Origin of the sequence: Pseudomonas sp. B21-051, from assembly GCF_024748795.1 — a bacterium.
Taxonomy (GTDB): domain Bacteria; phylum Pseudomonadota; class Gammaproteobacteria; order Pseudomonadales; family Pseudomonadaceae; genus Aquipseudomonas; species Aquipseudomonas putida_A.
This window is the reverse complement of the sequence record NZ_CP087166.1, coordinates 3,007,471-3,030,166: the sequence shown is the minus strand read 5'-3', so window position 1 is coordinate 3,030,166 and position 22,696 is coordinate 3,007,471. Positions and strand designations below refer to the sequence as shown.

General features: G+C 57.9%; 19 protein-coding genes. 5 read left to right on the top strand and 14 right to left on the bottom strand.

The genetic code is table 11. The features are described 5' to 3' along the window. Positions 1 to 163 precede the first annotated feature (163 nt). Positions 164 to 1,135 carry an XdhC family protein gene (locus LOY52_RS13500; RefSeq protein WP_258674297.1) on the bottom strand — a complete coding sequence of 324 codons (972 nt, stop codon included), beginning with the start codon at positions 1,133 to 1,135 and terminating at the stop codon, positions 164 to 166. Positions 1,136 to 1,225: 90 nt separating this feature from the next. On the opposite strand from LOY52_RS13500, the gene LOY52_RS13495 reads away from it, so the two are divergent. Continuing rightward, entirely contained in the window at positions 1,226 to 2,011 is a 786-nt protein-coding gene (locus LOY52_RS13495) for an alpha/beta fold hydrolase (RefSeq protein ID WP_258674296.1), read from the top strand. Here LOY52_RS13495 and LOY52_RS13490 read toward each other — a convergent pair. The 7 genes from LOY52_RS13490 to LOY52_RS13460 form a co-directional block, all read right to left on the bottom strand. Then, complete coding sequence (locus LOY52_RS13490) at positions 2,004 to 3,356, bottom strand: MFS transporter (protein WP_258674294.1); 1,353 nt, start codon at positions 3,354 to 3,356, stop codon at positions 2,004 to 2,006. The two genes, LOY52_RS13495 and LOY52_RS13490, sit on opposite strands and share 8 nt — an antisense overlap. Before the next feature lie 181 nt (positions 3,357 to 3,537). Then, on the bottom strand, positions 3,538 to 4,341 hold the full coding sequence (locus LOY52_RS13485) for an enoyl-CoA hydratase/isomerase family protein (protein WP_102615846.1): 804 nt from the start codon (positions 4,339 to 4,341) through the stop codon (positions 3,538 to 3,540). A gap of 19 nt (positions 4,342 to 4,360) precedes the next feature. Beyond that, positions 4,361 to 5,899, bottom strand: coding sequence for an AMP-binding protein (locus LOY52_RS13480; protein ID WP_258674292.1), 1,539 nt, complete (start codon positions 5,897 to 5,899; stop codon positions 4,361 to 4,363). A 5-nt stretch (positions 5,900 to 5,904) separates the two neighbouring features. Continuing rightward, complete coding sequence (locus tag LOY52_RS13475) at positions 5,905 to 6,405, bottom strand: (2Fe-2S)-binding protein (RefSeq protein ID WP_258674291.1); 501 nt, start codon at positions 6,403 to 6,405, stop codon at positions 5,905 to 5,907. 2 nt (positions 6,406 to 6,407) lie between these two features. Next, positions 6,408 to 7,214: a xanthine dehydrogenase family protein subunit M gene (locus LOY52_RS13470; RefSeq protein WP_258679813.1), complete on the bottom strand. Its 807-nt coding sequence runs from the start codon at positions 7,212 to 7,214 to the stop codon at positions 6,408 to 6,410. Continuing rightward, positions 7,211 to 10,210, bottom strand: a complete 3,000-nt coding sequence (locus tag LOY52_RS13465; protein ID WP_258679812.1) for a molybdopterin cofactor-binding domain-containing protein — start codon at positions 10,208 to 10,210, stop codon at positions 7,211 to 7,213. The genes LOY52_RS13470 and LOY52_RS13465 overlap by 4 nt, the downstream gene beginning before the upstream one ends. Positions 10,211 to 10,372: 162 nt before the next feature. Beyond that, complete coding sequence (locus tag LOY52_RS13460; protein ID WP_258679811.1) at positions 10,373 to 12,583, bottom strand: bifunctional diguanylate cyclase/phosphodiesterase; 2,211 nt, start codon at positions 12,581 to 12,583, stop codon at positions 10,373 to 10,375. 448 nt (positions 12,584 to 13,031) lie between these two features. Between LOY52_RS13460 and LOY52_RS13455 the strand changes: the two genes are divergently transcribed. Continuing rightward, on the top strand, positions 13,032 to 13,340 hold the full coding sequence (locus tag LOY52_RS13455; protein ID WP_309474951.1) for an SH3 domain-containing protein: 309 nt from the start codon (positions 13,032 to 13,034) through the stop codon (positions 13,338 to 13,340). Between the two features lie 266 nt (positions 13,341 to 13,606). Continuing rightward, complete coding sequence (locus tag LOY52_RS13450) at positions 13,607 to 14,419, top strand: DUF1206 domain-containing protein (protein ID WP_258679810.1); 813 nt, start codon at positions 13,607 to 13,609, stop codon at positions 14,417 to 14,419. Between the two features lie 250 nt (positions 14,420 to 14,669). Here the strand turns inward: LOY52_RS13450 and LOY52_RS13445 are convergent, their stop codons facing one another. The 5 genes from LOY52_RS13445 to LOY52_RS13425 all read right to left on the bottom strand — a co-directional run bounded on the left by LOY52_RS13445 (position 14,670) and on the right by LOY52_RS13425 (position 19,567). Continuing rightward, positions 14,670 to 15,365: a DUF4239 domain-containing protein gene (locus LOY52_RS13445; RefSeq protein WP_258679809.1), complete on the bottom strand. Its 696-nt coding sequence runs from the start codon at positions 15,363 to 15,365 to the stop codon at positions 14,670 to 14,672. Between the two features lie 301 nt (positions 15,366 to 15,666). Next, positions 15,667 to 16,029, bottom strand: a complete 363-nt coding sequence (locus LOY52_RS13440) for a response regulator (RefSeq protein ID WP_258679808.1) — start codon at positions 16,027 to 16,029, stop codon at positions 15,667 to 15,669. Positions 16,030 to 16,052: 23 nt separating this feature from the next. Further along, positions 16,053 to 17,495: an ATPase domain-containing protein gene (locus tag LOY52_RS13435; protein ID WP_166495927.1), complete on the bottom strand. Its 1,443-nt coding sequence runs from the start codon at positions 17,493 to 17,495 to the stop codon at positions 16,053 to 16,055. Positions 17,496 to 17,841: 346 nt separating this feature from the next. Continuing rightward, positions 17,842 to 18,453, bottom strand: coding sequence for a dTMP kinase (locus LOY52_RS13430; protein WP_258679807.1), 612 nt, complete (start codon positions 18,451 to 18,453; stop codon positions 17,842 to 17,844). Between the two features lie 262 nt (positions 18,454 to 18,715). Beyond that, positions 18,716 to 19,567 carry an SDR family oxidoreductase gene (locus LOY52_RS13425; protein ID WP_258679806.1) on the bottom strand — a complete coding sequence of 284 codons (852 nt, stop codon included), beginning with the start codon at positions 19,565 to 19,567 and terminating at the stop codon, positions 18,716 to 18,718. Between the two features lie 99 nt (positions 19,568 to 19,666). Between LOY52_RS13425 and LOY52_RS13420 the strand changes: the two genes are divergently transcribed. Continuing rightward, positions 19,667 to 20,092: a helix-turn-helix domain-containing protein gene (locus LOY52_RS13420; RefSeq protein ID WP_258679805.1), complete on the top strand. Its 426-nt coding sequence runs from the start codon at positions 19,667 to 19,669 to the stop codon at positions 20,090 to 20,092. Between the two features lie 37 nt (positions 20,093 to 20,129). On the opposite strand, the gene LOY52_RS13415 is transcribed toward LOY52_RS13420, so the two are convergent. Beyond that, positions 20,130 to 21,065 carry a helix-turn-helix domain-containing protein gene (locus LOY52_RS13415; protein WP_258679804.1) on the bottom strand — a complete coding sequence of 312 codons (936 nt, stop codon included), beginning with the start codon at positions 21,063 to 21,065 and terminating at the stop codon, positions 20,130 to 20,132. Positions 21,066 to 21,627: 562 nt separating this feature from the next. Here LOY52_RS13415 and LOY52_RS13410 point away from each other — a divergent pair. Further along, the gene (locus tag LOY52_RS13410; protein ID WP_097089776.1) at positions 21,628 to 22,683 is read left to right on the top strand and encodes a phenylacetaldoxime dehydratase family protein; all 1,056 of its coding nucleotides are present in this window, start codon (positions 21,628 to 21,630) and stop codon (positions 22,681 to 22,683) included. Positions 22,684 to 22,696 lie beyond the last annotated feature (13 nt).

The window sequence follows — 22,696 nt, the reverse complement described above, 5'->3', positions numbered from 1 at the left end:
ATATCGTTATCGGCCTCAATGCATATCATCGGGGCGCTTATCTATTTCACGAGCCCGTCGATCGGTCCATGGTTCAGCAACACTTGGCTGGCCACTATCGCGCGCGAATGACCGAGCGTCTACCTCGACTTTCGCAGCCCCCACACTTGTCGGAAAAACCGCCTTACAAGGCATGACGCTCTTTCCCGTGATACACGCGCAGGATATCGGCCACCACCGCCAGCGCGATTTCCGCCGGGGCTTTGCTGCCCAGGTCAAGGCCGATGGGCATGTGCAAACGGGCAATTTGTTCATCCGTGAGACCACCGATGCGCTTGAGCCGCTCGGCGCGTTTGTCCGAGGTTGCCAGGGACCCCATGGCGCCGATGTAAAACGCCGGCGTGTGCACCGCTTCCATCAGTGCCAGATCGTCGATTCGCGGATCGTGAGTCAGCGCCACTACCGCGGTCGCCGCGTGGCAACCTCCGGCGGCAATGAACATTGAGGGCAGCACACGTTGCATCTCCACGCCTTCAAGTTGTACATGCAGCATCTCTTCCCGGGGGTCGCAGGCGATAACTTCGCAGCCGATGGCTCGGGCGAAACTGGCGCAAACTTCAGCGACCGGCGAGAGCCCCGCCAGAATCAGTCGTAACGCCGGGCCGACGCTGATGCGCACGCTTTCGTCGACGACTTGCACCCGCTCGCAGCCGTGTCCGGTGTCCGGGTCCAGGCGCAAGGCACCACTGCTCAGTTCGACGTGACGCAGCAGACGACGCTGACCCAGCAACGCTGCTTGCAGACTCTCCAGGTGGGAGATCCATTCGAGACTGGCAGCGCGGTGCTCGACCAGCACGATCAGCACGCCGCCACAGGGCAATCGCAGGCGGTGGCGTTGCTCGACGCTGTCGCCATAACTGACGATCTGCGCCGGTTCGCGTAACTCACCGCGCGTCAGGCTTTCGAGAAACTCCTCTTCGACGCAGCCACCCGACAGCGAGCCGACGTGTTCGCCTGTGCCGTTGGTCACCAGCATCGCACCCGGCGCACGCGGTGCCGAGCCATAGGTGGAGAGCACCGTACATAGCCACTGGGCCTGCCCGGTGCGAGCCCATTGCAGTGCCTGGTCGATCACCTGAACATCGAGATGACGCATATTTTCTGTACCTCAAGCAAAGCGTGGTGCTGCATGCAGGGTTACGTTTACGGTAACCTGCGAGCAATCCTGTTCAATCGTTGATTCAACATGTCGCCACAACAGTTTTTGCAACTCGGGGCGCTACGCCTGGAACATCGCCAACTGCGTCCGGCTGACCCATCGCGACCGACACTGGTGCTGTTGCATGAAGGCCTCGGCAGCGCCGACCAATGGAAAGACTTCCCCCTGCGCCTGGCCCAGGCCAGCGGTTACGGTGTGGTCACTTACAGCCGTCAGGGTTATGGGCAATCGAGCCCGGTAACCCTGCCGCGTCCGCTGAACTACCTGAGCAGCGACGGCCCTCGGGAACTGCGGCAATTGCTCGATGCCTTGCAACTGCCGCAAGTGGTCTTGCTCGGTCACAGTGACGGCGCATCCATCGTCCTTGCCTATGCCGCCACCAACGATCCACGCGTGTTGGGCAGCATCGCACTGGCGCCTCACGTGATTGTCGAGGCCGAGAGCCTCGATGGCATTCGCCACACCACCGAGGCCTGGCATCAGGGCGAGTTGCGCGAGCGCCTGGCACGCCACCATGGGACAAATGTCGATGGCGCTTTTCACGGTTGGAGCGACAGCTGGTTGCACCCGGACTTTTCCCTGGATGATCTCGAAGCGCAGTTGGCTTATATCGAAAAGCCGTTGCTGGTCATTCAGGGTCGCGAAGACCACTACGCCACGCCCGAGCAACTGGTGGTCATCCAGCGACAGGTCGCTGGACCGTGCCGCTGTGTGTTGCTGGATAACTGTCGGCACTTTCCCCAGACCGAAGCGACCGAGCAGACCTTGCAGCTGATCTGCGAATTCCTGAAGCGCCTCCCCGCCTTTACTTGAAATTGCCTTGGGTTTCTGGAATCACCACGCTGCCGATCAGGTAGATCACCGACAGACCGACGGCGAACATCGCCAACACCATGGGGATCTGCGCCGGGCTGCCGCTGACCAGGGACACAAAGGTCGGCATGGTTCCGCCGAGGGCGAAACCGATGTTCCAGGACAATCCGGTGCCGCTGGCTCGCAGCTCGGTGGCAAAGCGTTCGTTGAGGAAGATCAGAATCGGCGCGATGATCGCCCCCCCTATGAAGCCTATACCCACGCAATACAGCGCAGTACGGGTCAGCGAACCCGATTCGGCGACACCCAGAAACATCATCGGCAGGCTCACCAGGTTGATCACACCCAGCAGCATGAAGGTCTTCTTGCGACCGATCAGGTCGCTCAGGTAACCGAAGGCCAGTGCTCCGACAATGGTTGCCACCGACCCGTACATGAGCATCTGCGAAGTCTGCGCATGAGGCACTTTGGCGACCACGTTGAGCAACGTCGGCAGATAACCGCAGGCCAGGTAATACGTGGCACCGCCTCCGAACGTAATCAGCAGGTTGACCAGCATCACGCCGCGGTACTCGCGACCGAACAGACGCTTGAGCGGCGACACGACAACTACCGCCGGCCCCTTGGTTTTGCGCGCTTGTTGCAGTTGCTGCCAGAACGGGGTCTCTTCCAGGTAACGGAACATCACCAGACCGAAAAACGTGCTTAGCAGGCCGCAGAAGAACATGAAGCGCCAGCCCCAGACGTCAAATTCTTCCCCGGGAAAGATCTCCGACAACACCAGATAAGTAAATGACGCCAACAGCGCGCCCATACCGGCGCCGGCACCACCGATCAACCCGGACATCAAGCCGCGATAGCGCGGCGAGATGGATTCGGTGCCGATGGTGTGAGTGGAGGCAACGATGCCGCCCACGAAAATGCCCTGTATCACCCGCAAGACCAAAAACAGTATCGGGGCCAATATGCCGACCTGATGAATGGTCGGCAACGCGCCAAACAGTGCCGTGGAAATACCGACGCCGACCATCGACACCATCAACGCGCGCTTGCGGCCGTGTTTGTCGGCATACGCGCCGAAGATCGCCGAGCCCAGCGGACGTACCAGCAACGCCACGGCGAACGAGGCATATACCGCGGCCAGCGACAATGTCGGGGTGTCCGAGGGGAAGAACAGGCGGCCGATAATCGGTGCCACATAAAGCAGAATGAACAGGTCAAACAAATCCAGCGCCCAGCCGAATGTCGAGGCAAATGCCGCGAGCAAGGCCTTGCCCGGTGGAATCTGTGGTGTATCGCAAGCGGCGCTGGAGGGTGATGCAGTTATTGTTGTTGTCGTAGTCATGGTTGCCTCACACAAACGGTGATCGAACGTTCTGCATCCCGGTGCACGGGTTGCGAGTAATCAGCAGGTCAGCGGTGAAACCTTGATGTGCCCTTTCAGTTGCATTGAAGGGGCGGCAGGCCCTGCTCCGTAAGGCGTACGCTGTTACCAACATAATCCCGGGCCCGCTCGCCAGTACGATTTACTCGCCGATAAACACGGCCGTACGCTTGCTGTGAAACGCTTCAACGCCTTCCTTGAAGTCCTTGGAGCTACGCAGACGGCTATAGCAGTGACCTTCCATTTCGATCGCGACGGTCAGCGGCGCATCTTCGTTATCGTTGATCAGTTTTTTCGCCGTGCGCTGAGCCAACGGCGAGAAGCGCCGCAGTTCATCGACCAACGCGTCGACGGTGCTTTCCAGTTCGGTATCCGGCACGACCTCGGTAGCGATACCCCAGGCATAGGCCTGGTCGCCCGTGATGCGTTTGGCGCGCATCACCATGTGTTTGGTGCGGGTGATGCCGATGATTTTCTGCAGGCGTGCGGAGCCACCCGAGCCCGGGATCTGACCCAGGTTCTGCTCAGGCAAGGCGTAGCGAGTGGTTTGCGAAGCAATGCGGAAATCACAGGCCAGGGACAGTTCGAAACCGACGCCGAAGGTGTAGCCACGGTTGGCAACGATCACCGGTTTTTCGCAACGTGCCGGTGCCGCGACGTTCCAGGCCAGCTTGGAAACGTGCTCTGGTGACGCTTCGAGGAAGCCCTTGATGTCGCCGCCGCTGGAGAAGTGTTCACCCACCGAGCGCAGCACGATGACGCGCACGTCTTTGTGTGCATCGAGGGCTTCGAAGACCAGGCGCAATTGATCGCGCTGCCCCATGGAAATGACATTTAACGGTGCCCTGTTGAGGATGATGTCGGCGCGCTCGCGGGACACATCGACTTCAACCTGGAAGCCATCGAACTGAGTGTCGAGAAATTGCTGGATCGCTTGTTGTTGCATGAGAGTGTCCTCTGGATGATTAGCTGATGGCCTTCAAGGCCTGTTCCTGGAATTGGGCCAGTAGCACGCGCCGCAGAACCTTGCCGACTGGAGATTTTGGAATCTGATCGATGAACTGGTAACGCCGTGGCCGCTTGAATTTGGCCAGGCCCGAAGCGATGCAATGGGCATCGAGGTCGTCTTCCGAGACCTCGGCGCGCAGCTTGATAAACGCGGCAATGATCTTGCCCCACTGCTCGTCGGGCAGACCGACCACCACCACTTCTTCCACTGCCGGGTGCAGAGAGAGCATGTTTTCGATTTCCGCCGGGCTGACGTTTTCGCCGCCGGTGATGATCAAGTCATCGACACGCCCCGTGACGAACAGATCACCCTCCAGATCGAAGTAGCCGACGTCACCGGTGAAATACCATCCATCACGCAATGCCTTGGCGGTCGCTTCGGGGCGGTTCAGGTAGCCTTCGAACGCCTCGTCACTCGCCAGGTCGGCGATGATCTGGCCCTCCTCCATTGGGTTGACCTGCACGTCCGGCGTTTCAGCATCGATCGGCACCACGCGCACGCGCTGGTTCATTGCACTGCGCCCTGACGAACCGGGTTTGCGGCTGGCTTGCTGGTCGATGGTGAAGGTGTAGATCTCCGAGCTGCCGTAATGATTGACGAACAACTGCGGCTGGAACGCCTGCTCGACACGACGCATCAAGCCGTCGCTCATCGGCGCACCGGCAAAGCCGATTTTCTCCACACTGGCGACTCGCTCGCGGGCAAAGGCCGGGTGTTCGATGAGCATGTGGTAGAGCGTCGGCACCAGGTACAGGTTGCTGACCTTTTCCCGCTCGATGGCCTGCAGCGTCGCTTCCACGTCGAACTTCGGCACACAGACGAAATGTCCGTCGATCAGCGCCATAGACAGCAACGAACGCACGCCCATGGTGTGATAAAGCGGCATGACACCCAGCGTGCATTCGCCCTGGCGGTAAAGGTTTTGCGCGACGTGAGCAACCGCCGCGGCGCGTTCGCTACGGTGCCGACGGGGCACGCCCTTGGGCTTGCTGGTGGTTCCGGAGGTATACAGCAACAGTGAAAAATCTTCGGCGTCGGCCTGCAAAATGATGCCGGAGGGGGGCTGCGAACACAGTTCCTCGAAACTCAGGTCGGTGTTGGCAGCACGCAGACCGGTGGCGATCCGTGGCAGCCTTGTGGCGGCGCTGTAACCGGCCACGGCGGTCACGGTCGCGTCGTCGTAAGCCACTGCACGGATTTGCGCATCTTCGATGCAGTAGCCCAGCTCCTCGGCAGTTGAACGCCAGTTCAACGGGGTCATGACGATGCCCGCAAACTGACAGGCCCAATGCAGGGTCGCCATCTGCCAGCGGTTTTGCATCACTACCAACAGTCGATCACCGCGTTGCAGCCCAAGGCATTGCAAGCCCCAGGCGGCACTCTGGATATCGACGAACCATTCTTCATAGGTTTTCTTCAACGCACCGTCACTGACCGCCACGGCGTGCGGCCGGCGTTCAACGGCAGCGAGGAAACTGCGTCCGAGATCGAACATTTTTGTTATACCCCTTTGTTCGTTTGGCGCTGGGCAGCGACTTCGAGCACGGCCTGGACGATGCCGGTGTAGCCGGTGCAGCGACATAGATGCCCCGAAAGCATGTCGCGTACCTGGATCTCGTCCGGGTTGGGTATCCGTTCGAGGAAGTCCACGCAGGACATGAGAATGCCCGCAGTGCAAAAGCCGCACTGCAAGGCGTGATGGCGGCGAAAGGCTTGTTGCAGGTCGCTCAGTGTGTCGTCGTCGGCCAAGGACTCGACGGTCTCGATACGCCGCTCGTGCCCCTGTACCGCGAGCATCAGGCAGGAACGCATCGCGACTCCGTCCACCAGCACCGTGCAGGCACCGCAGACACCGTGTTCGCATCCGACATGGACACCGGTGGCACCGAGGTCGTGGCGCAGGAAGTCGCAGAGTTGGGTTCGCGGTTCAGCCAGGGCTTCGCGGGAGCGGCCATTGAGTTCCAGGCGAATCGGAAAGGTTTGGTCGGCAGTTACACGCATGTTCAGACTCCTTCGATCAGCTGATGACCCAGCTCGCGAATCAGTTGGCGGCGATAGGCAGCGCTGGCCAGCACATCGTCTTGTGCGTCGAGCGACCAGGCGGTTTGATTGAGCGCGTCCGGCAGCCCCGCACCACGAGGCAGACTGCGACGTTGCGGACGGTCAGCGACCCCGCCGATGCCGAGTTCGACCTGGTCCGCGCCGATGGCCGCGGCCAGGGAGACGATTGCAAAGTCGCCGTGGCGCATGGCGATTTCGCGGAAGCGATAGGTGATGCCTTCGCGCTTGAGCGGAAAACGCACCTCGACGACCAGTTCATCCGCACGCTTGTCGGTGGTGAGAATGCCTTGGAAGAAGTCGGCAGCCTTGACGATGCGCTTGCCTTTTTTCGACTCGAGAACGATCTCGCCGCCCAGCGTCACCAGGCACAGCGGCAACTCGGCGCTGGGGTCGGCGTGAGCCACCGAACCGCAGACCGTGCCGCGATTACGCGTCTGGAAGTGACCGATCCAGGGCATCGCCAGTGCCAATAAAGGCACCTCGTCCATCAGGGTCGAACGCGCCAGCAACTGCGCCTGTCGTACCCCGGCGCCTACCGCCAGACAATCCTTGCGCAGTTCGATATAGGCCAGCTCAGCCACATGATTGATGTCGATCAGCAACTTGGGCTGAGCCAGGCGCATGTTCAGCACCGCCATCAGCGATTGACCACCGGCGATGATGCGAGCCTCCTGACCGTACTCGGCGAGCAACTCAACCACCTGACGACGGGTGTCAGCCCGAACGTAATCGAAAGCAGCCGGTTTCATTGCGCACCTCCCTTGCCAAACATTGCGCCAAGCGAGGCCCGCAATCGCGCCCACCAGCTGGTGGAGATGGCTTGGCCGCTGACCCGTTGCGACAGGCGAGTAAAGATTTGTCCGATGATCACTTTCGAGGCCCCTTGCAACATTCGGCCGCCGACCGCGGCGACTTTGCCGCTGACCGCCACCTGGTATTGGTATTCCAGACGTGTGTGGCCATTTTCCAGTTCGACGAAACGCACCTTGGCCTGGCCCTGGGCCGAGCCCATGGAGCTGCTGCCGGAACCGGACAGACGCAATGAATGCGGCGGGTCCAGATCACTCAGGGCAACCTTGGCCTCGAAGCGCGCACGGATCATGCCGACGCCGACGGTGACGTCTGCGCGGTAACGGTTTTCGCCTTCAAGCACGAGGTCGTGGCAACCGGGAATGATCGCTGCCAGCGTCTGCGGGTCGAGCAAGGTATCGAACACCTGTTGCGGCGAGGCAGGAATCACCACCGAGTCGTTGGCCCGCAGTGCCGGTCCACCGGCAGGTGCTGCGTCCAGGTCTTCATCGGGCTCCATACCGGCGGGCCGTGGCGGCTCGTCGATCCCGATCAGCGTGCGTACCTTGGATGGCGTCAGTGGCAAACGGATATCCGAGCGACCGAGGGCGTCAGCCACCGCGTTGGCGATGCACACCGGCGTGCTCATGTTGTTGCCCTCGCCCACACCCTTGGCGCCCAGCGGGGTGAATGGCGATGGCGTTTCCATGTGCAGGATCACCGGTTCGATCGCTTCCGGTGCGGTGGGCACCAGATAATCGGCGAAGGTCCCGGAAAGAAAGCTGCCGTCCTCGCCATAGGCAAACTCTTCCATCAGCGCCGCGCCGAGTCCTTGGGTGAAGCCACCACGAATCTGGCCATCGACCAGCGCCGGATTGAGCAGGCGGCCGGCGTCATGGCAGGTGACGTAGCGATCGATGTGGATCTCGCCGGTCATGCGGTCGATTTCCAGACCGCAGATGTCGAAGACAAAGCCGTAGCACAGCGAGCTGTTGACCTGATCCTGGTCGTCCGGGGCCACCAATTGCGGCGGGCTCCAGAACGCGGTTTCGCGCAGACCGCCACTTTCACCTTCCGGCAGCAGGCCCGGCGACCAGTGGGTCGCACCGGCTATCCGATGGAATGGCGCGACCGCCCCGCCATTAACGGCAAAAATCTTGCCGCCGGCGAAACGAATATCTTCGGGACTGGCCTGCAATTGCTCGGCGGCAATCGCGGCGAGGCGATCGCGGATCTTCAGCGCCGCCTTGTAGACGGCACCGGCCACAGCGCCGGCGAAGCGGCTGGAATAGTTGCCCGAGGCAATCGACCAAGCGTCCTTCTGGGTATCCAGCTCGACGTTGACCACGATGGATTCCAGCGCAACCCCAAGCACTTCGGCGACGACCTGAGCGACGGTGGTTTGATGGCCCTGCCCTTGCGGTGCCGAGGACACGTGAACACTGACGTCACCCAATGGGCCGACGTTGATGGTGGCGGTGGCGACAGCGCCGTTTTTCGGTCCGGCCTTGCGCCGCTCTTCGGGTGTCATCGCGGTGGTGATGTATCCCATGTTGGAAATCGAAGGCTCGATGACGGCGGCATAACCGATGCCGTAGATCCGGCCTTCGGCACGCGCCTGATCACGACGTCTGAGCAACTCGTCGAGTCCACCGTCAGCCGCTGCCAAGGCAATGCCTGCCTGGTAATTGCCGGAATCGAGCAACGCACCGGCGGCCGCGCGATAAGGGAAGGCATCGGCCGGCACCAGGTTGCGGCGGATCACGTCCAACGGATCAAGCTTCAACTGCACGGCGATGTGTTGCATCAGACGCTCAAGGGCGAAATACACCTGTGGGCCACCAAAACCACGGTTCAGGCCGGAAGGTGTTTTGTTGGTCAGCACCACTCGGTTGCGCACTTGCAAATTGCGGATCGCGTAGGCGCCCGTCAGGTTGCCGTGCATGCGGTAGAAAGTCGCCGGTTCAGGCGCTCTCAGGTAGGCACCACAATCGTCGATCTGGTCATATCGCAAAGCGGTGATGCGGCCATCCGCTTCTACCGCCGCTTCAATTTCGGTCACCCGATTGGTCGCCGAAGAAGCCCCCTGAAGATGTTCCAGACGGTCCTCGACCCACTTCACCGGTGCACCGACCTTGCGTGACGCCAGGCCCATCATCACCACGTAAGGGAAAACCCCTTGCTTGATGCCAAAGCTGCCGCCGGAATCTTTCGGTGTGCGCAAACGCAGGCGGTTGCCGGGCACATTCAGTGCCCTGGCCATGACCGTGTGCAACGCATAGGGGCCCTGGAAATTGGCCAGCACGTCATAAATGCCGGTGGCGCGCTCGTACTGAGCCAGCACCACGTAGCATTCAATGGGCGTGCAGGAACTGCGCGGAAACTTCACTTTGAGCGAGACCTTGTGCGGCGCCTGCTCGAAGGCCTGCTCCGGCTCGCCATAACGAAAGCGCCGTTCGTTGACAACGTTGCTGCCGACCGCTTCGTGCAGGATCGGCGCCTGTTCGGCGGTGGCCCGTTCGGGATCGATGATCGGGGGCAGCGGCTCGTATTCAACGCGCACACCTTCGATCGCGTCCTCGGCCAGATAGCGGCTCTCAGCGATCACTACGGCCACCGGCTCTCCGACGTAACGTACCTTGTCAACGGCGACGCACCAGTGCTCCATCGGCTGCCGCACACCCACCGGAAACGGCAGCGCCCAGCGTTTGACGTCTTCGCCGACCAGCACGCCGTGCACGCCTTTCATCAGCAGCGCACTGGAAAAGTCCACCGAGGTGATCCGCGCGTGAGCGTGGGGGGAACGGATGATCGCCGCGTGTAGCGTTCCTGGAGGGATCGCAGCGTCATCGGCATAACAGCCGAGGCCGCGCAACAATGCGGCGTCCTCGACACGGGTCTGACGGGCGCCGATGTGGCCGGTCTGGCTTTCGGTAGCAGGCTGGAAACTAGTCATTTTTTCGCGGCTCTTGTTGTTGTGCAGCGCGATAGCGTTAGAGCCGAGTGTGTGAGAAAGGCGCAGGGAGCGCCTTGCCTGGGGAGAGGGAGTTCTGCGCTGGGGTCTGAAAATTTGCCTTAGCGTCTGATTTTCAGGTCTGGGTCCAGACAGAATTGGCGGTCATGGATGGGACGCGGGATGGCTCAGGAAAGCTTCGATGTCTGCGTAGGGCATTGGTTTGGCAAAGTAATACCCCTGAAAAACATCGCAGCGACTGCCCTTCAGGAAATCCACCTGAGACGCCGTTTCCACGCCTTCGGCGACCACCGTCAGGCTGAGGTGATGGGCCATGGAAATAATGCCTTGGGTGATCGCAGCGTCGTGATGGTCGGTGGCGATTTCCTGGATGAACGAGCGGTCAATCTTGATCTTGTCGATGGGCAAACGCTTGAGGTAGCTGAGGCTGGAAAAACCGGTGCCGAAATCATCGAGCGCAATGCACACCCCCAACGCCTTGAGCCGATGCAACGTGTCGATCGCCTGTTCAGCGTTATGCAACAGAAGCGACTCGGTGATCTCCAACTCCAGTTGCTCACCACAGAGCCCGTGTTTCTCCAGGGTGGCTTGTACATACTGGACGAAATGGCCACGCTGAAAATGCATCGGCGAAATATTCACCGCCATCGAGATGCCGGTGATGCCCTGCTCGCCTAGCTGGCGCAACTGCGCGCAGGCCGTATCGAGTACCCAAAGGCTCAGCGGAATGATCTGACCACTGTCCTCTGCCACCGGCACAAACACCGCGGGTGAGATAAATCCTTTGTCCGGATGCTCCCAACGCAGCAACGCTTCGATCCCGACCACCCGTCCCGTACGCGCGTCTATCTGCGGTTGATAATGCAGCTGTAACGACTGAGTTTCGATAGCCTTTTGCAGGTCATTGCGCAGGCTCGCGTGCTCGCAAACGCGCTGATTGAGATCGCTGGTGTACCACTGAAAGTTGTTGCGCCCTTGCTGCTTGGCTTTATACATGGCCATGTCAGCCTGCTGGATCAGCTGCATCGGCTGCTCGATGTGACCATCGCTCAGGGTGATGCCAATACTTGCACTCACGTGCAGGTCAATGCCCTGGATGCAGTAGGGTCTGGCAATGCTGGCCATCAAGCGCTCGACCACCGGTACAACGTCCTCATCACGAAGCAGGTCCGGCAGCAGCACGATAAATTCGTCACCGCCCATGCGCACGATGGTGTCACCGGGACGAACCTGCCGGGTCATACGCTGCGCCACCTCAATCAGCACCTGATCGCCGAAGTAATGCCCGATCGAATCGTTGATGGATTTGAATCCATCCAGGTCAATGCACATCACCGCCAGACGACGCTTGCGCCGACGACTGATGTGACAATCCAGAACAAGCCGGTCTTCAAGCGAAACACGGTTAAGCAAACCGGTCAGCCGGTCATGGCTGGCATTGAAGCTCAATTGGCGCTCGAAATGCTTCTGCTCGCTGATGTCTCGGGCTATGCCAAATACCCCGACGATCTCTCCGTTGACCATGATCGGCAGGTTGGAAATGTCCATGGTCAGCAATTTATCACTCTCGTCGAGAAGCCGTGCCTCGAAGCGTTGAGGCTCTCCAGCGCGGGCTGCGGAAAAATGCTGACTGACCCGTTCCAGGTCTTCTTCGAGCAACAGGCGGGAAAAGTGATGACCGAGGAAATCGGTTGCGGTGTGCGGTTTCAGCTTCAGGCCTGCCGGATTCACACTCTGGATGTTGCCGGCCAGATCGAGGGCGAACACCGGGTTGGGGTTGTAGGTGAACAATGATCGAAAACGTTGTTCGCTTTCCTCCAGACGTTGGCCGTCACGCTCATGACGGATCGCAATGACTGCCAGTTGGGCTGCAAAGGCCAATCGTTGAATCTGCGCCTCGTCCGGCGCATGGGCGCGGTTCTGGTACAGGGCAAATGTACCCAACACGTTTCCTTGATGGGAGAGCAACGGCACCGACCAGCAGGAACGCAGGTTATGCCCCAGCGCCAGGCTGCGGAAACGCTCCCAGTTTGGATCTCGGGCGATGTCTTCGGTCACCACAAGCTCGCGCCGGAACGCTGCGGTGCCGCAGGTTCCTTCGTGTGGACCAATGGCCATTCCATGAATCGCGTCACTGTATTTGATCGGCAGGCTGGGCGCCGCGCCGCTCAGCAAGTGTTTGCCCTCGGCATCAGTGAGCAGGATAGAGCAGAAGGTTTCGGGGGCCTGTGCGTCGTGCATCTGACAGATGGCGCAGAGTATGTCGCCCAGATGATGGTCGGTCGCGATCATGCCGAGAATGTCACGTTGCGACTCGGGGAAGGTCTTGCTGTGAAAGCTCGGACGAGTATTCATGGTGGTTCCTGAAGACTCTCGAGGTCGTCCGGTCTTCAGAGAGCCAGAAATAGTGGCGGCCGATCACTGTCCACTAGTGCTTCGGACGCGCACTCTATAGAGCGCCAGCTAACTAATAAAAGGCTCAGATCCAACATAAAAAACAGTATCAGATTGCCGCCGTTTGGCTGGAATGGTCGGGGTGCTCCGTTCTGCTGGGCCGGACAGTTCGGAAGCTGCAGCCCGGTTTCCATGAACTTGGACCCATGAACATTTCCATGCCATTAGCCTTCGGACGTGCCGCAGAACATAGTAACGGCCTGCCTATGAACATCTGACATGGCCCACGTGTTAAACGATGTATTACGCTGCGCGCCTTCTGTACCAACGACTGTCTTGTGCTCAGAACTGAACATGCGAATCACCTCCGGTCGACCCATCGAAGTTGTCACGGATATGTCGAAAAGCCGTGCCATGGGCTTCACTGCCTCCCGTTCAGGTGCAACCGAGCCCCACTCCCCCTCCGAATACTCTGGTCTCATTCAACTCGGTTCCATCACCACCACCTGCCCCCTTAGTTGATCAATACGTAAGCGCAGACAAGCTAAATATCCGAGATCAACCAGGCGGAAAAGTAATCTCCAAGTTGAGCCGGGGAGCCAAGGTTCAGGTATTCGAAAAACGGGATGATTGGGTGCGCATAAGCGTCGATGGCCAACCTGCAAAGTGGCTTTCTTCCAAAAGCCTTTGTACCGGATCGAATGCTACACCGCCTTAAACCGAAACAGTCGCCTTCGCCAGTACAACCAATCCGGAGACAGACTCCAGAATACGGATCCTCCTGCCCTTGTTCTTCGGAACACATTTGTATCGGGCCACGAGGCGGTCGGTACTGCATCACTTCAGGTGGCAATAAGCGCTACGGTGTTTAAGCGATTGTCGGGGGGCAGTACATTCAAGATCAGGTCAGTGCGTCTTCGATTTGGTATCGAACCCCTCCCAGCGATCGGGGTCTGCTTTGTACTACTCTCGGGAATAGATTCAATGTCTGCGCAACATAGCCTTGTAATACTCGCTCGGGGAGGATACGCCGCTCGAGGAGTGCTTTATTTGATCATCGGCATCTTCGCGCTGCTGGCAGCACTTGATTCGACAAAACCAAAGGACAGCCACAAGAGCCTGGAAGCTTTACTAAGCCAGCCATTCGGATATTTTCTAGTTGGCCTTGTGGTGGCAGGTCTGCTCGCATTTTCGGCTTGGCGTGTCTTGCAAGCTACGCGAGATGTCGATCATCACGGCAAAGAAATCAAAGGAGTGGTGATTCGCACTGGTCTGTTTGCCGGAGGTTTGGTCAATGCTGCTCTGGCGTTTTTTGCAATCGGTCTACTCGTTAGCGGTATCAGAAGGTCGGGGGATTCCGGAGGGCAGACTAAAGACTGGCTAGCGCATCTTCTGTCGTGGGATCACTCGAATTTGTTGGTGTACCTGATCGCTGTCATTCCGCTTGGTGTTGGAATTGCTCACATCATCAAAGGATGGAAGGCGTCGTTCGAGAAATATTTCGAGGCCGACGAGGACGTCATGCAGTACGTCCGGCCAGTGTCTCGGTTCGGTCTAATAGCCCGTGGAGTTGTGTTTATAGAAATTGCCTTACTTCTGGCAATTAGCGGTTCCACTTATCAGGCTATGGATCCACCTGGTATGAAAGAAGCGCTCGACGCTCTTCAGAATCTACCCGCTGGATGGCTGATTTTGATTGTGATGGCCCTAGGTCTGATTGCCTTCTCGGCTTACAGTTTCTCTGAGGCTTTCTGGCGCAAGATCAATATGGATGTGCCGGGAGTATCGAGGCCGTAGGTTACCGCATTAACGGTAGTCTGCTTCTCGGATTAGCGCAGGCATGGCCTCAACCTGTCGTTTGCGATGAGCGACACCTCCTTTTCTTCATCATGGTGCTGCTGGCAAAGGAATTCGTGTATGAGTGCGGCAGTTCGTTTGGCGCTGGTCGCCACAAAAAATACCCCTCGCCCTTAAAAAGGCGAAGTTCTGAACTTTGCAATCACGTCGGCATGGCGTGGCAGGCGAATGGGCCAACGCAACAAACCGCCTAGAGCTGCATTACGGCAAGCGCCCTGCGCAGGGGCTCGTCGGATATCTGGATAGGGCCGTGGAAAGGAACATCCATGTCCAATACAAGGTAAACAGAAGCTGCGATGAGCAATGCCGAGATTATGAACATTCCAATTACCATCGAGTTTCGTGGTGCGCGATAACCAAAACTAGCGAAGATGAGTGTCAACCAGGCGGCCAGCATTCCGATCAAAGGGCCCGGAATCGCTCCCTCCGACTGCTCGACAATCCTCCAACGTTGCTCGATAAGCGAGTGATATTGCTGACGGATATCCTGAAGCATCGTTTCATGGAAGCGATCCGGGGGCTTGATACCGGTTAACGACTTGCCGATGTCATCCAAGTATTTAGCCGCCTCACTGTTGCGATGCTGCAGTGCTTCGTCACCTCGGTACGGGTTTTCGATAGCTCGCTCGAGGTAAGTAATCAGGCGATTCCTCGTGTCTTGTGTAGCTTCTCCGTAGCCACGTAGCGTCCGCTCAAAAATGATCAGGCTGGTTGCATACCCATGGAAGTTCGCATCAATGGATTCGAAGGTATTTTTGGCAGAATTAATCATCAGGCCGAACACCAGCGATGTCATGACCACAAAAATGTTGGCTACCAAGCGAATGACGGTGTTGGTGTCGTCATCCCTATGATGGGCTGCCAGTCTTGGGTACCAGTGCATCATGAGAAGCGACGCTGCAACCAGGCACCCGAAAATGACCAGTGCGATCTAGAGTGAATTCATGCATTAGTACTCTGACCGATTGATTCAAGTCTGTAAGCATTGTCAGTCGACGGCTCGCAGGATCTTGCTCGACTTATGCATAGCTGACTTTGGGAGTGACCACAATATTGGAATGGAATTCTTCGCTGGTCATTAGCAGGTATTGGCCGAACGTAGAAAAGCTCCAGCTATTGCAGATATTACCAGCAGCCAGGCATTCGCCAGGCTTTAGGCTGATCTGGGTATATAGATGGAGCAGCCACTACTCAGCCGCCAAGAGCTTCTTAACCTCGGCAATGATCAGGTCGATATTGAATGGCTTCGCCAATACCGCATCAAACAGATCCGATCTCTGCATACCGATGTGTGCCTGAGCACCGCTCATCAAGATGATCGGCAATCGATTAGCGGAAGGGAGAGCACGAACGGCTGTGGCGAACTCCATGCCGTCCATCACCGGCATCATGAAGTCGGTGATGATCAAGGCTGGCCGTTCTCTGTCGAGTACCTCGAGCCCTTTTCGACCGTTGCTGGCCGTCACCACCATGAACCCCTCATCCTCCAGCGCAAAGCTTAGGATGTCAGCGATCAAATACTCGTCGTCGACGACCAGAATGGTGGTCATGTTAATTCAACCCGCACAAAGGTTTAAGATCTTGAACCGGGCGATGACTCAGTGGGGACTGAAGGTTCATGTCTTGAAGCCTTTTTCAGGAAAACATCATGATCACGGATGACGACCTCAAATCGTGAGGGATCGTAAGAGCTGTCTCTTACTTTAAGAATGGAAAGCGTTCTGCTTAGTTCAGAGTAATTCTCAGAGAATCGCATCAGCATCAGGTTGTCGACGATGCTGGACAGGTCAGAGTTTGGTGCACTCACCTCGGAGCCGAACAGATCGCGCATTTCCCAAGAGGCAAATACCGTAACCCCTCTGGATCGCAGCTCGTTCATCAGGGCACTGAAGAAGTCAGTGATCCGCGCCGGATTTGTCGAAACTCGTGTCATACCGCTAAGACTATCGATGAACAGGCGCTTGATGCCCTTCTCCTCGACGATCTTCAGAAGTCGTGCCCCCAGACCATCCAGCAGGCCTTCAGTTGTAGGCTGCCAAGCGATGCAGAGGGCGCCCCTGTCTTCCATGCCTTTGATATCGATACCCAGCGATTGGCCTTTGAGCCGCAATCGTTGCGGGCTTTCGTAGAAACCAAAATGCAGGCCAGGAGCTTCCACAGTCGACTCAGCCAGAAATTTGAGGCCAAGGGTAGTTTTACCAATCCCGGAGGGGCCTATTACGAGAGACACACTGGAACTGTGCAGACCTCCGCCTAAAATGTCGTCCAGTGATTCAATACCACTGGGGATACGCGTCATATCCGCGCTGTCGGGAGAGGATGGGTGACTGTAGAGACTTTCTAGTCGCGGGTAAACCACCAAGCCATTTTCGGTAATTTCACACTCGTGAAGACCTGTCATTGCTGGGCTTCCGCGTGTTTTACGAAGCTGAATTCTACGCACTGAACGAGTGCCGTATAGCTCCTCGCCCATCTCAATCACACCATCAACCATGGTGTGCTCAGGACTGCCATCGTCGAGGCGGGAGCTAGTGAGAAATAGCACCGTGCAACCAGCAAAAGCAGCGTGCCCTTGCAGTTCTGAAATGAATTTCTTGGTATCGATATGCGAATCGGCTTTTGAGCGCGCATTGAGCAAGCCATCTACCACCATCACTGTGGCTTTCTGGCGGCTTATCTCTCGCCGAAGCAGTTTCACCACCTCGTCCAGTCCTTCGTTTTCCAGAGTGTCAAACGCGCTGACAAACTGAATTTCGGCGCCTACTTTGGAAGCGTCGAAAAAGCTCAGAGTAGAAAGGAATTGAAAAAGACGGTCGTGTGACTCGGCGAGTAACGTCGCGACCAGAACCCGGCCTCCGTTGCTCGCATGATGGAACCCAAGCTGGTTGGCGAGGATCGTTTTTCCAGACCCTGGGCGCCCTTGGATTATGTATGAAGAGCCTGCTACCAATCCGCCCTTGAGCAGAGCGTCGAGCCCTTCAATTCCACTTTCGAGGCGTTTTAGCTTTTCCACAATGCGACCCTGATCCGAAACGAACTGTAATATGCAGTGACTCGAATGCTAACGCCATTTTTTCCTGAGAGCCATTCACACCTTGATAAATACGCGTTTTTTCATTGTTGGGCTGTAAAGAAAAGTGCTGACAGGCAGGGCTAAACGCATCTTGCTGTGATCGCTATTCATCCTGGATATCAACTACGGCTGAGCGGCGTTTTGGGGCAGCAAGTAATCATTACCGATGGCACTACATTCCCCACTTCCTTACCCACTTTGTACCAGTGAAAATCTGTAGCTGGTCGGGCCGCGCCCCTATTTTCAGGTACCGTTAACAATGCACCAACGCCTGTCTTCATTCCAACAATCACCCCAGCACCCTATAAATCTCAGAAACCACCTGCATCGTAGCGTCGTCAACCGTTCCCTCATTACGGCACAGAACCCAACCGTGCTCCTTGACCGCTTGCTCGAACATCTCCGTACACGCCACATGCTCTGCGTACTTCTGGATCACAGTGCCGCCCAATCCTCGCGATCTTGTTGCAGCCCTTGCCCATGAAATATCCGGATTGGTGACGACGCCGACATGCAGATCCGGCACGCGCACGTCTCGATCCAGGTTCAATTGGAGAATCTCGGCAAACGGGATGGTTCGGCGAAACGCGGCATCTGACGGATACCAGCGATCGATCAGGATGATGCTGTCCAGCGGCTGCTGCGTCAGCACGTGTCGGGAAATCCAGCGCCGACTATCAGCCAGGCGCTGGCACACAGCCCATTCCAGATCCCGGGAAGGATTTCTGACAAGCGAGTTGATCAGGGCCATGGTTTCACCCCTGAAAGGATCGCTTTTTCTCTCGCAAACCCGGATGACTTTCTTGTTGTCGGCCCTCAGCACCTTCGTAACGGACTCCAACAGCGTGGTTTTGCCGGTGCCTTTGGGACCATCCAGAGCAACAAACAGCGGATTATTCATTGTTCACATAACGATGGATTTGCGGTTTTCTGCCTCTGTACGTTCGCGGGTACCGCTTTGTGTAAATGCGCGGAAACAGACATGGAGGACCACTGTAACCGTATTTTGGGCATTCCAATGACTGAACTGCCATTTCCAATGGCATGGCCCTGCCCTCACTTCCCCCCTCTTCAACTATTGTTGCGCTGTGTCTTTCAGACCTCGCTCCAGGCAATCAGAGCTGCCTGCCCGATCATGATCATTGCTGCTTGGCAGCAGTTCGTCAGTGCGTCTTCAGCGCACGTTCGACGCTGACAGCAAGCGGCGTGGTTGGTCTCCCGATGAGTTCAGCCAAAGCGCGCTCGTTGCTGTAGAGCGCTCCCTGTGAAGCGCTGACGTCATAGGAAGCCAATGCTGCGGCGAGCTCCTTCGGCAAGCCGGCACCTTCGAGTGCGGCGGCGTAGTCGGCTTCCGGGAGGTTGCGATAAGGGATGTTCTTGCCGGTCTGCTTCGAGATTTCTGCCGCCAGATCGGCAAGCTTCCATGAGTTATCGCCGACCAGTTCATAGGTCGCGTTTTCATGGCCATCAGCAGTCAACACCACAGCGGCGGCTTCGGCCAGATCCTCGCGTGTCGCTGAGGAAATCCGTCCTTCGCCTGCACTACCAAACAGCGCGCCGTTAGCCAGTGCCATACCAGCGAAACCTGTGTGGTTTTCTGTGTACCAACCATTGCGCAACAGCGTGTAGGAAAGTCCGGACGCCTTGAGGGCAGCCTCGGTTGCGCGGTGTTCATCGGCAAGTTGCAACACGGACGAGTCGGCGTGCAACACACTGGTGTAGACAATGCGCTGGATGCCCGCCCTCTTCGCCGCCGCGATGACATTGGTGTGCTGCGCTGCACGTTGCCCGATTTCGCTGGAGGAGATCAACAGCAAGGTTTCCACTCCGGACAACGCCGCATCCAGCATCTCGGCCCTGGAATAGTCGAACGCCCTTGCCGCAACGCCCAGCCCTTCTGCCTGTTCCGGCTTGCGCGCCAGGGCAAGAATACTGCTCGCGGCAACTCGCTGCTTCAGGTGCTCGATGACGAGGCGGCCCAGTTGGCCGGTGGCTCCAGTAACGGCAATGCTCATGCGGTGACTCCTTGGTGAACGGAAGAGTTGAAGAAACAGCCATGAGCGAATATAAGAAATTAGATTACTTAAAGTAAGTACGTACAAAAAGGTAAGTGCATGAATACTAACGCGCCTTCGAAATCATCAGAGAAGCCGTCTGCAGTCTCATTGTCCGAACGATTGAGGCGCGGCGACGTGCTCGCGCCAGAGTGCCCGTCGCGAGAAATCCTGAGCCACCTGACAAGCCGCTGGGGTGTGCTGGTGCTGATTGCCCTGCTGCCTGGCACGCTGCGGTTCAGCCAGTTACGACGCAAGATCGGCGGGGTCAGCGAACGAATGCTGGCGCAGACGCTTCAGTTGTTGGAAGGCGATGGGATGGTGGAGCGTCACGCCTATGACGTCGTGCCGCCACATGTCGAATACACGCTGACGCCTATGGGGATGGAAGCCGCAGTACGGGTGCGCGAATTGGCCGATTGGGTGGAAACGCACTACGCAACCGTGCTGCGTCAGCAAGAGATGGCAGCCGTGGATAAAAGCTGAATGTCTTTCGCTTGAGAAGCGTTAAAGCCCATCCATTTCACTCTCGCCGCAGAAGAGTATGGGGAGCAATGCCGAAGGTCTTGCGAAAAGCGTGGCTGAAATGAGAGAAGTCCGAGAAGCCAAAATCCAGCGCTGCCTGGGAAATGCTACGGACTTGACCACGCTCGATCGCGTCGCGGCTGGCGAACAACCGTGCCTTCCAGATTTCCGCGACCGGCGATTTCTGATGGCGGGCGAAAGCGCGCGTCACTGTGCGCGTGGAGACATGGTGAGCTTGAGCAATGCGCTCGAGTGAAAGATCCGCCTCGGTCAGATACTGATGGATGTAATTCATGATTCGGCCGTACAGGTCCAACTCGTCATGTGTCTGCTTTAAATCCTGAAGCTCCAGGCTGACCACCAAGAGGTCGAGCAACGTGCTGGAATAACGACTGGACAGGCCTGGTTTTTGGAAGCCTGAAGCCATGCTCGCGGCCTGGCGCAACATTTCGCGTAACGGAATTACCCCTGGACGACGATCATCCAGAACCATGGCGGTGCACTCCGCTAGGCCGGGCAGCCGCTGGCTGAGCAATTGTCGCGGAATGCGCACAAGGTGGTTATCGGTACCACCGAAGCTGAATCTGAAGGGCTGGGATGCGTCATAAAGGAACAGATCGTCCGCTGCCAGCTTCGTCCGCCGGTCAGCCTGCTCCAGTTCGCCATACCCGCTGCGGGTAAAACCCAACCACAAATCGTCATTCGGGTCGCTGCGCAGGTGCTGGGCGGTCCGCTCCCAATAATGCAAGGGTGCGGACAACGTGCAGATGTCCAATGCCCCCATGCCATGCACCTCCAGCGCTCCGTCGAAATCGCTCTGCGCCAGCAGTTTGCTGTCGGCGTCCAGGCAATGGTGACACACCACCTCCTTCCAGTAATCGAACCGTTGGGGCGCCGTGACGGCAAGCGTTGAATACTGACATGTCTGGCTCATTGCATGGACCTCGCGGCGGCGGTTCAACAAAAAAGCGTGGTAACGTTTTTTGCGAGCTCAGCAATTATCAGGCCATCTGCTCAGTCTCACGCCCAGCGCTTAGCCGCGCCGCGAGATCGCCCTCCGCACACTTGGCAGACAGTGCCTCCCCAGCACTTCCCCTGCAACTTTCCTGAGCATTTCGTCCCTTGTTTCACAAGCCCCGCACCATCACTGCGCATCGATGAGCTGGCCATTTACGGCTGTCCTTTTTAACCAAACGGTTGTCCATTCGAGCCAAGCACATCCCATCTCCCCTCGATAATTTTCACTCCATGCCGTGTCCCTCCCGACACCAATGACGAGGTGCCTCATGCAACGACGAGAACAGCAGCGACTGTCCGATTCGTCCTGGTTTTTACAGCGCTGGGACATGGCACCCGAAGAGTTCGCCAGTTACCTGGTGCAACTCGGGACCTTGGCGCTGCAACGCCGATGGCGTGGTCCTGATCGCAAAACAACAACATCCACTGGCCTGTAGAACAGCGAACCGTCCGTTTGAGACGGGAATAAAGGAGCCCCCATGGAATCTGCAATCGATAAACATCTGAAATGTCCGCGGACTTTGTCGCGTCGCGTCCACGACGAATACCAGCCACCCTTCCCCATGTTTGTGGGACGGGCTGACGAAAACGTGAAGCAAGTCGTGATGGCTTACCTCGGGGTGCAATTTCGCGAAGAACAACGCGCCGCCGCCCTGCAGGCCATACGCTACATTGACGCCAGCTTCGCCCTCGCCGATGGCCCCGGGCATTACGACCTGACCTACCACCTCGACAATCAGGGGTATGGAAACTTCATCGCCGTGGGCTACTGGCGTGATCCCGTCGCCTATCACCGTTGGCTGCTTTCACCGCCGGTGGCGAATTGGTGGGGCGACGATGCGCGTCTGAGCGAGGGGCTGGGGTATTTCCGCGAAGTCATGGCCCCGCGCGCCGAGCAGTTCGAAACGCTGTATGCCTTCAAGGACGATTTGCCAGGCGTCGGTGCGGTCATGGACGGCATCAGCGGCGAGATTGAAGAGCACGGCTACTGGGGCTCGGCGCGCGACCGCTTTGCCATCTCCCAGACCGACTGGATGCAGCCGACCAGTGAACTGCAAGTCATTTCAGGCGATCCGGCCAAGGGCGGCAGGGTCGTCGTACGTGGCCACGACAACCTGACGCTGATCCGCTCCGGACAAGACTGGGTCGAAGCCGGCGAGGAAGAACGCGCGCTCTATTTCAACGAGATGCTGCCGCCCCTGCAGGACGGCATGAACTTCCTGCGTGACGAGGGGCAGGCGCTGGGCTGCTATAGCAACCGCTTCGTACGCAATATCGACCTCGATGGCAACCTGCTCGACATCGCCTATGACATCGGTCACTGGCGATCGCTCGACAAGCTGGAGCGCTGGGCAGAATCCCACCCCACTCACCTGCGCATTTTCACCACGTTCTTCCGCGTGATCGGCGGTCTTTCGAAGCTGCGGCTGTATCACGAGGTCTCGGTGGCGGATGGTAGCCAGCAACTGTTCGAGTACATCAACTGCCACCCGCAGACCGGGATGATGCGCGACGCACACGTGTCGCCCGCCTGACTCCATCGCTGAC